This window comes from Pseudoalteromonas sp. ESRF-bin5 (genome assembly GCF_002632075.1).
GTDB classification, from domain to species: domain Bacteria; phylum Pseudomonadota; class Gammaproteobacteria; order Enterobacterales; family Alteromonadaceae; genus Pseudoalteromonas; species Pseudoalteromonas marina.
The window spans coordinates 1-8164 of the sequence record NZ_NTLW01000243.1 but is presented as its reverse complement, the minus strand read 5'-3'; the positions used below and the strand labels follow the sequence as shown (position 1 = coordinate 8164).

At 38.3% G+C, this 8164-nt stretch carries 8 protein-coding genes; 4 read left to right on the top strand and 4 right to left on the bottom strand.

Translation table 11 applies throughout. The annotated features are described in order from the left end of the window. Both BCG07_RS15160 and BCG07_RS15155 read right to left on the bottom strand, forming a co-directional pair. Window positions 1-764: sensor histidine kinase (locus tag BCG07_RS15160; RefSeq protein WP_286890934.1), on the bottom strand; the 764-nt coding region annotated here is incomplete at its 3' end. Beyond that, a complete protein-coding gene (locus BCG07_RS15155) occupies window positions 761-931 on the bottom strand; it encodes a hypothetical protein (protein WP_006794092.1) in 171 nt (56 codons plus the stop codon). The genes BCG07_RS15160 and BCG07_RS15155, both read right to left, overlap by 4 nt. 157 nt (window positions 932-1088) lie before the next feature. Here BCG07_RS15155 and BCG07_RS15150 point away from each other — a divergent pair, with 157 nt between their 5' ends. From BCG07_RS15150 to queG, 4 genes are all read left to right on the top strand, one after another. Continuing rightward, the gene (locus BCG07_RS15150) at window positions 1089-1955 is read left to right on the top strand and encodes a DMT family transporter (RefSeq protein ID WP_286890933.1); all 867 of its coding nucleotides are present in this window, start codon (window positions 1089-1091) and stop codon (window positions 1953-1955) included. Then, window positions 1952-2656 (top strand): glycerophosphodiester phosphodiesterase, encoded by a 705-nt coding sequence (locus BCG07_RS15145; RefSeq protein ID WP_286890931.1) that lies wholly within the window; start codon window positions 1952-1954, stop codon window positions 2654-2656. The genes BCG07_RS15150 and BCG07_RS15145 overlap by 4 nt, the downstream gene beginning before the upstream one ends. Window positions 2657-2714: 58 nt before the next feature. Beyond that, entirely contained in the window at window positions 2715-3932 is a 1218-nt protein-coding gene (locus BCG07_RS15140; RefSeq protein ID WP_286890929.1) for a methyl-accepting chemotaxis protein, read from the top strand. A gap of 111 nt (window positions 3933-4043) precedes the next feature. After that, window positions 4044-5174: a tRNA epoxyqueuosine(34) reductase QueG gene (queG, locus tag BCG07_RS15135; protein ID WP_039036393.1), complete on the top strand. Its 1131-nt coding sequence runs from the start codon at window positions 4044-4046 to the stop codon at window positions 5172-5174. A 124-nt stretch (window positions 5175-5298) separates the two neighbouring features. On the opposite strand, the gene BCG07_RS15130 is transcribed toward queG, so the two are convergent. Together BCG07_RS15130 and BCG07_RS15125 are read right to left on the bottom strand one after the other, a co-directional pair. After that, window positions 5299-6432 carry a response regulator gene (locus BCG07_RS15130; RefSeq protein WP_286890927.1) on the bottom strand — a complete coding sequence of 378 codons (1134 nt, stop codon included), beginning with the start codon at window positions 6430-6432 and terminating at the stop codon, window positions 5299-5301. Between the two features lie 70 nt (window positions 6433-6502). Then, a partial coding sequence (locus BCG07_RS15125) for a hybrid sensor histidine kinase/response regulator (RefSeq protein WP_286890926.1) occupies window positions 6503-8164 on the bottom strand: 1662 nt, incomplete at its 5' end.

Sequence of the window (8164 nt, the reverse complement as noted above, 5' to 3'; positions counted from 1 at the left end):
TGTTTTAACTGAGCAACTTGGCTTACCAAATTAAGCTCTTTTAAGTCGCTTACGGCACTGCGTACATCGCTAAGTAGCTGCCTTGCAAGGTCTGCTACTTGAGCTATTTCGTTGTTTGCTTGCTCGTAGCGCTCACCTTGGTTTAGCTTATTAGCCAGCTCGGCCTTTAATGCAATAGATGATAGTGAGTGGCCTAAAATATCGTGTAGGTCACGCGCTATACGTTCACGCTCAGCAATAGCAGCTAATTGCTCTAATTGGTTTGCACTTTCTTGCTCGCGCTTTTTATGGTCGCGTTCTCTTTTTGCTGCAATTCCATAACTAAATAAGGCGGCACATAATATTAAGGCCACAGCCAAAAAGTATTGAAGCTTTCCCATATCGCTTAAATACGAACTTGAAAAAAGCGCCGCCACAATGGCTAATGCAGCATAAAACCGCTGTTTTAAGTTATAACTATACCCAGCTACATAGGCAACAAAGCCATATAAAGTAGGTGTGCCAGAGGTAAAAAAAGTGGCGCTAAAACAAATAGCAAGCAAGGCTAAAAATAAGGTGGTTATTTTTGTGTTATCGCAGTTAATTGCTTTTACATACAAGATAATAAAGGCAATATAAAAAGCTAAACATAGGCCCATTTGGCTTTTTGTGAATTGGTCAAAATTAATAATTAATGGCAGTAAGTAAAAGCCTGTAAAAATTAAATGGCCGTATTTCCAAAACGTTTTATCCGTTTGTTGAGAAAAGCTACTTTGCGAACTCATGCTAGCACCTCTGGTGTATTATTTTTATTTAAAGCACTCTTTTTATTAATAAATATAGATACCACAAAAATGCTTATCAGCATAAAATAATCAATGTAATTAATAGTAAAATTAAGCGAATCAAAAAACTCGCTAATATCAAGACTCATTAAAACTAAACTATTCATAGCACTCTCCTGTTAAGTAGGATAACTATGCCAGTACGTAAAAATAATAAGAGTGTGAAGTGTCATTAACTTTGCTGACATTTGTCATGTTTCAAAAAATTCATCTTGTTGACGCCCCCTCGGTGATAACATATTAAAAAAAGGAGATGATGTTTAAATGCAGCCACAACAGCAAAGCTTAATTTACCTACATATTGCCGTGTTACTTTTTGGGGGAACCGCCCTTTTTGCCAAACTCATTGGTTTAAATGCTCTGGATATTACAGTTTACCGAACAGCTATTGCTGGTATGGCAATATTGGCAATGCTTTCATTCGGGAAAAAACAAATTAAGTTAAACAATCCCAAAGACTACCTTATTGCTTTATTTTTAGGTGTTACAGTAGGGCTACATTGGGTGACTTATTTTGCAGGTATGCAAATGGCAGGCATAACCATTGGTATGCTTGCATTTTTTAGCTACCCAGTAATGACCGTGTTTTTAGAGCCTTTATTTAATAAAAGTAAACCTCAAGCAAAAGATATAATAAGCGCTGGTGTAGTTGTTTTGGGTATTTATTTATTAGTACCAAGTGCTGATTTAGGTGACGATGTAACACTTGGTGTTATTACTGGCGTGGTATCTGCGTTGTTTTTCTCTGTCAGAAACATTACTCACAAACGCTATTTTAGCCAATACGGCGGCCCACAGACGATGTTTTACCAAACCTTGGTAGCGAGCATAATGCTGTGCGCATTTATTGAAGTGCCTGTGTACGAGGTGAGTAATCAAGATCTTATATTAATTGCTGTCGCTGGCATTATATTTACCGCTACACCGCACTCGCTATTTGCAGCAAGCCTAAAAAATTTATCAGCCGCAACGGCTGGGCTAATTTCATGCTTACAACCGTTGTACGGTACTATTTTGGCTATTATTATTGTTCATGAACGCCCAACATTAATGACCCTGATTGGCGGCGCACTTATTGTAAGTGCTGCATGCTTTGAAACGTGGTCAATAACCAAAAAGGCTCGACGATGAAAATTTTTGCACACAGGGGCGCTAGCGGGCACTTTCCCGAAAACACGAAAAGCGCCATTTTAGAAGCCTTAAATGTTGGTGTAGACGGCATTGAAGTAGATATTCAAAGCGCTACTGATGATTACATGCTAATACATGACTCGTGGCTTGACAGAACCACCAACGGAAAAGGCAAGGTTAGTGAGTTTGATGCAGCAACCCTTACAAAGCTTGATGCGGGTAATGGCGAATGTATACCAAGGCTACAACAGTTATTTGATTGGAATAACAATAAAACCTTACTTAATTTAGAACTTAAGCATACCTTTGAACTTGAAAAGTTTGCTGACCAGCTTGAACGTAATATCAGTGCGGGAACCATTTCATGTGCTAATATTTTAGTATCATCGTTTGATCATCATCAATTACAATGGCTTAAAAAGCGTTTACCCTGGTTAAAAATAGGCGCTTTAACGTCTTCTATTCCAATTAATTATGCAAAGTTTGCACAAGACTTAAATGCATTTAGTGTGCATGTAGATAAAAATTTTATTAACAAAGCGTTTGTAGATGATGCTAAAAAACGCGGGCTTGAAGTTTACGCTTATACAGTCGATAAACAACAAGATATTGCACTTATGCGTGACTTCGGTTTAGACGGGATTTTTACTAACTTTCCCATGCAATCCAAGGCATATTTGCTATCGTTAGCTGATAAATAGAGTCGCTTATACCTTGCAAATGCCTGCGTAAAAGCGTTCAAACATAGGTTTAAGCAAGATGAGTGGCTTAATGAAAATTTATAATTACATCGAACAAACATTCTTTTTTACTCTAACGCGTAAAATTGTTGGTAACTTGAGTTTTGTTTTTTTGTTTCAAGCTATTACTTTATTTTGGCTTTATGACAGCTTAAGTGAGCAACAAAATCTTGGCCTTTTTTGGCTACTAACCTTAGTTATTATTTCAGGCTTTTCGTTTACGCTTTTTTATATGCGCTTTTTGATTGTTCGCCCTGTAAAAGCTATGTGCGATACACTTATTAAAATTAATCAACAAGATGCCAATTTAAACGCCAAACTTCCGCATTTTTCATACGACGAATTTAAAACGTTAAGTACGCAATATAACGATTTTACAAGCCACTTAAGCCAATTACTTAACACGACTTACACAAGCGCTGAAGCCAGCGCACAAAGTAATAAAGCCGCAACTGAGTCAATGCAAAGTACGGAAAATTCGAGCGAGCAGCAAATTACCTTAAGTCATACAATTATTGATGCCAGTAACCAAATAACACAAAGCTTACAAAATATTGTGGGCAATACCGACAGTGTTCATACTGTAAATAATGAGCACTTAGCCTTTGTAAAACTCTCAGCTCAAGAGCTGAGTTCTCTGGTTGAGAAAGTGCAGTTAATAACTGATATGTTAGGCAGTTTTGCGAGCACCGTTGATGGCTTGAAGGAAAACAGTGAGAATATTCGCAGTATTTTAAAAATGGTTGAGGAGTTTTCTGATCAAACTAACTTACTCGCGCTTAACGCCGCGATAGAAGCTGCGCGAGCAGGAGAAGCTGGGCGTGGTTTTGCTGTTGTTGCTGATGAAGTTCGTACCCTCTCGGTTAAAGTAAGTGGAGCTACTCGCCAAATCAGTGATTTTATAACCCAAATGAACGACCTAGTAAGTGAAACAAATAAAGAGTCAGAGCAACTTATTAACCATTCTAAAAATGCGCAAAGCTCAATTTGTTCAACCTCTGAAGGGTTTAGTAAAATGCTTAATGAATTTGAGAGTAATCAACAGCAATTACAGCAAATTGCCAGCGCCGTACATTTACTAGAAGATACGCAAAATTTAACCCATCAATCGGTAGAGCAAATTGTTGAATTAGGCGAGCAGGCTAAACAGCAAATAGACACCGCTCTTGCCGACAGTCAATTGTCGCAAGAGTTAAGCTTACAAACACAGCAGCAATTGAAGCGCTTTGTACTTTAATTTTTATCATAAACGCGGTTTACGCTTAAACACCTATTGATGCGTAAACCTCAACACACCCCTGTAATTATGCTAAATTACAGGGCGATTATTTAATATGCGTGAATATGTGTGAGCAACCTAACTCCTGACTACCCTAAATTAGCCCAGCAAATAAAAGCATGGGGAAAAGAACTCGGCTTTAGCGAAGTAGGGATCACTGATATAGATTTGAGTAAGCATGAACAACAGCTTCAACGTTGGCTTGACGCCGGGTTTCATGGCTCAATGGATTATATGGCGGCACATGGAATGAAACGCGCTCGCCCTGACGAGCTTATTCCCGGCACACAACGTGTTATATCGGTAAAAATGAACTACCTGCCCCCCGATGCTGGCTTTGCTAAAACATTAAAAAACAAACAAAAAGCCTATATTAGCCGTTACGCACTTGGTCGAGACTACCATAAATTAATTCGTAATCGATTAAAAAAGCTCGGCCAAAAAATAGAACAAGAAGTAGGTGAATATGGTTTTAGACCCTTTGTTGATTCTGCCCCTGTACTAGAGCGCCAATTGGCTGAAAAAGCGGGGCTGGGCTGGCGTGGCAAACATTCATTACTAATAAACAAAGAAGCTGGATCGTGGTTTTTTTTAGGTGAATTGTTTATTGATTTACCTTTACCTGTTGATAATGAAAATACCTTTGAAGGCTGCGGTAAGTGTGTAGCCTGCATAACCTTATGTCCTACAGGTGCAATTGTAGAACCTTATGTGGTTGATGCCCGTAAGTGTATTTCATACTTAACAATAGAACACCAAGGCCCTATTCCTGAGCAATACAGAACTTTATTAGGTAACCGAGTTTATGGCTGCGACGATTGTCAATTAGTTTGCCCGTGGAACCGCTATGGACAAATAACCGACGAACAAGACTTTCATCCGCGCACGCAGTTAAAAGACAAAGACTTGCTTGAGCTGTTTAGTTGGGATGAAACCACATTTTTAAAAAATACCGAAGGCAGCCCAATTCGCCGAATTGGACATGAACGTTGGTTACGTAATTTAGCCGTTGGTTTAGGTAATGCAAACTTTGACCCTGACATTATTAGCGCGTTAGAACAAAAAATTGATGGTTGTAGTGATCTAGTAAAAGAGCATATTCAATGGGCACTGGAGCAGCAAAACAATAAACAACCCTCACTTAGAAAAACGCAAAGACTTATTAGGATAGTGGAAAAAGGCTTACCACGAGATGCATAAATTCATAGAAGCCTATTTAGTACTAAAGCAAATCAGAGCTATTGGAGTGTGATTATTCGCCATTATAGGGCGGTAAACCCTATATTAATGGCAAACAAGCCCTAAAAGTAAGTCTATGTGTTTATTATTGGCTATGGTTTAGCAGTATCGAAAGCTCTGTTTCAATGTCTGCGAACGCCTCTTTTACTTGAATAACAGACTCCTCGCGGGCTACAGAATTTTGAATTGTTTCATCTACTTTTTTATAGATAAAAATTTCTTGGTCTTCGTCTAAACCCATTGTTGGAATTCTAACCTCAAGCTCTTCCTGAAGTTTTTTAAATACTTGTTCGTTGTTTAAGCGATTTTCATTAAGTAAATCTATCAAACCATGAAATTTACTGTGTACTGTACTTGCTACTGCGTTTAGTTTTACCTGCTGCGCATCTAATAAGTTCTTAGTTATTATGGCGCGTAACTGCTGCTCTGTAACACTAACAATAAAGCACACGTGATCGCGTATTCTGCCGTGTTTATCAGGATCGTGTCCTGGCATGTTTAAAATGAGTAAACTAATTAGCTCGTAGTTAACTAATAAGCGCTGCGAAAACTCATGCAAACGGCCTTTGTTTTTAAGCATTTCAAATAGCTCGATCACAATAGGCGAGCAAACACCATGTAAAGCATAATGTTTAACAATAGAGTCGTATCTAAATTCTACATTACTTTGTAAATCAAAAGATTGTAGGCAATCAATAAGTGCTTTTGCTAAATCGTCTGGGTTAGTTATGAGTGCTATGCTTTCTACGTAGTTGACTATTTGCCCCATTTCGCTGCTGTTAGCCATTGCATTGAACGCGGTTGAAGTTGCCGCTTCTACTTGTTTTTCTAGGCTTTGTTTCTCTACTAATACTTGGTTTAGATTTTTTAATTTAGATCTAAGCTCATCATGCCCAAATGGTTTTACTATGTAATCTTCAGCGCCGGCTGAGTAGCCTTCCATGCGCTCCTCCACAGTTCCTCTTGCAGATACAAACATAACAATAATATGTGCGGTACTTGGGTTTGATTTAAGCGTTTTACACACTTCGTAACCACTCATCTTCGGCATGCTTACGTCAAGTAAAATAACTTGAGGCATATAGTCCTCAACCATATCCAAGCATTCAGGGCCACTGTTGGCTAGCCTTAACTCAAAATCTAAGTCTTCTAAAATTTCTTCAATTATCTCAAGGTTAAAGGGCTCGTCATCTACTGCTAGTATTTTTGTTAAAGCCATAACTAAATCATCCTTTTAAATTCAAAAATAAATTGTATTAACATAAACAACTTACTGTTTTAGCGTACTTTTATTCATCGACTAGGTGTTCGTCTAAATTTATTTCAAGTGGTAATTTTATGTGAACTGTGGCACCACCATTGGTATTATTACACGCGCTAATTTGACCTTGATGCAACGATACAAATTCTCGGCAAAGTGCTAAGCCTAGCCCCGTACCGCCCGCACCACTGTTTGTTTTACTGCTTTGCACAAACTTTGTGAAAATATGATCAAGCTCATCTTCAGGAATACCTATACCACTATCAATGACTTCAATATCAGCAAATTGGCCATCCGATGCTAATTTAAGCGTGATGTTACTTTTGGGCTCACTAAACTTTAATGCATTGCCCAATACGTTGCGCAACAACTGATTTATTTGCTCTTCATCGCATTGCACAATGACCGGTGAATCTGGCGCAGGAAAAATAATATTAATGTGTTTTTCCATTGCCGTGCCCGACACATCATCAATGCTCGTTTTAATAATGCTTTCTAAATTATGAGGGCGCGGGTTAAACGGAAATTTACCTACATCAAGCTTTGATAAATCAAGAAGGTTATTTAATAAAGATAGCAGCCTATCGCCACTACACTCGATACGAGATAAGTATTTTAGTAACTTTTCTCTAGCAAAGTCGCCAGCTTCTAGCTTATCGAGTCCAAAGCGTGCAAAACTTAAAATTGAGTGCATGGGGGTTCGCAGCTCATGTGACATATTTGCTAAGAAGTCTGATTTACTTAAATTTGCCGCTTCGGCTACATTTTTAGCATGCTCTAACTGCGATGTACGGGCTTTGACCTCTTCTTCTAGTAACCCTTTAGCTTCTTGAAGTAGCTCTTCTTTTTGTTTTAAGTGAGTTACATTTTTGAAAATTACAGCCAGTGCAATCTCACCATGGTGATCTATTTCGTTAAAAGAGCCAAACAAAGGCACTGTTCCACCGCTTTTAATGGGTAGACGTAAATCGTAACTGAACTGACGATTGCTGTTTAATGTTGAAATTTTTTCTTTGATTCCAGCAATCGAATCGTTATCTAAAAAATCAAATAAAGATTTACCAGAAAGCCCGCTAAACGGTAGATCTAACAGTCTTAAGCAAGCGTCATTTGCTTCAATAATTTGACCGTTGCGTTTAAATAGCATGATAGCGTCAGGGGTGTGTTTATAAATAACTTGTAGCAAGCTGTCTTTTTCTATTAGAGCATCGACGGTTTCTTGAAGGCGCTCAACTAACTCGGCATTGCGGCGTTTTAATAATTCAGTTTGCCAAAGCTTATGCACTGATTGCAGTAAAATATTTTCATTGAGGGGTTTGATCAGTACGTCTTCAACACCTTGGCGAATAGCTTCGATCATTGAAACTTGGTCAGGGCGGGAAGTGAAAAGCAAGCACCGTGCATTTGGTTGCGACACTTTTAATTTTGAAAATATTTGAAGGCCAGTCGCTTCACCTAGGCTAAAATCGCTGATTAAAATATCAATTTTATTACTTTTTGCAATAGTGAGTGCGTCATTTAAGCTGCTTGCCGTAAGGGTTTTAATATGTGCGCCAATTAAATTGCTCTTCATATTATCAAGGCGATTTTGGATATGATCGACCAACAATATAGTGGGCAGTTGCATCATATGGTTAGAGTCTAGCTCTAACAAGCTCTCTAAAAGAGAGGTGATCTCTTTATTAGAGAA

What these genes read in the sequence shown, in the direction of transcription:
- BCG07_RS15140 (WP_286890929.1), top strand. Translation starts at nt 2,715, where the DNA reads ATGAGTGGCTTAATGAAAATTTATAATTACATCGAACAAACATTCTTT.
- BCG07_RS15155 (WP_006794092.1), bottom strand. Translation starts at nt 931, where the DNA reads ATGAATAGTTTAGTTTTAATGAGTCTTGATATTAGCGAGTTTTTTGAT.
- BCG07_RS15145 (WP_286890931.1), top strand. Translation starts at nt 1,952, where the DNA reads ATGAAAATTTTTGCACACAGGGGCGCTAGCGGGCACTTTCCCGAAAAC.
- BCG07_RS15130 (WP_286890927.1), bottom strand. Translation starts at nt 6,432, where the DNA reads ATGGCTTTAACAAAAATACTAGCAGTAGATGACGAGCCCTTTAACCTT.
- BCG07_RS15150 (WP_286890933.1), top strand. Translation starts at nt 1,089, where the DNA reads ATGCAGCCACAACAGCAAAGCTTAATTTACCTACATATTGCCGTGTTA.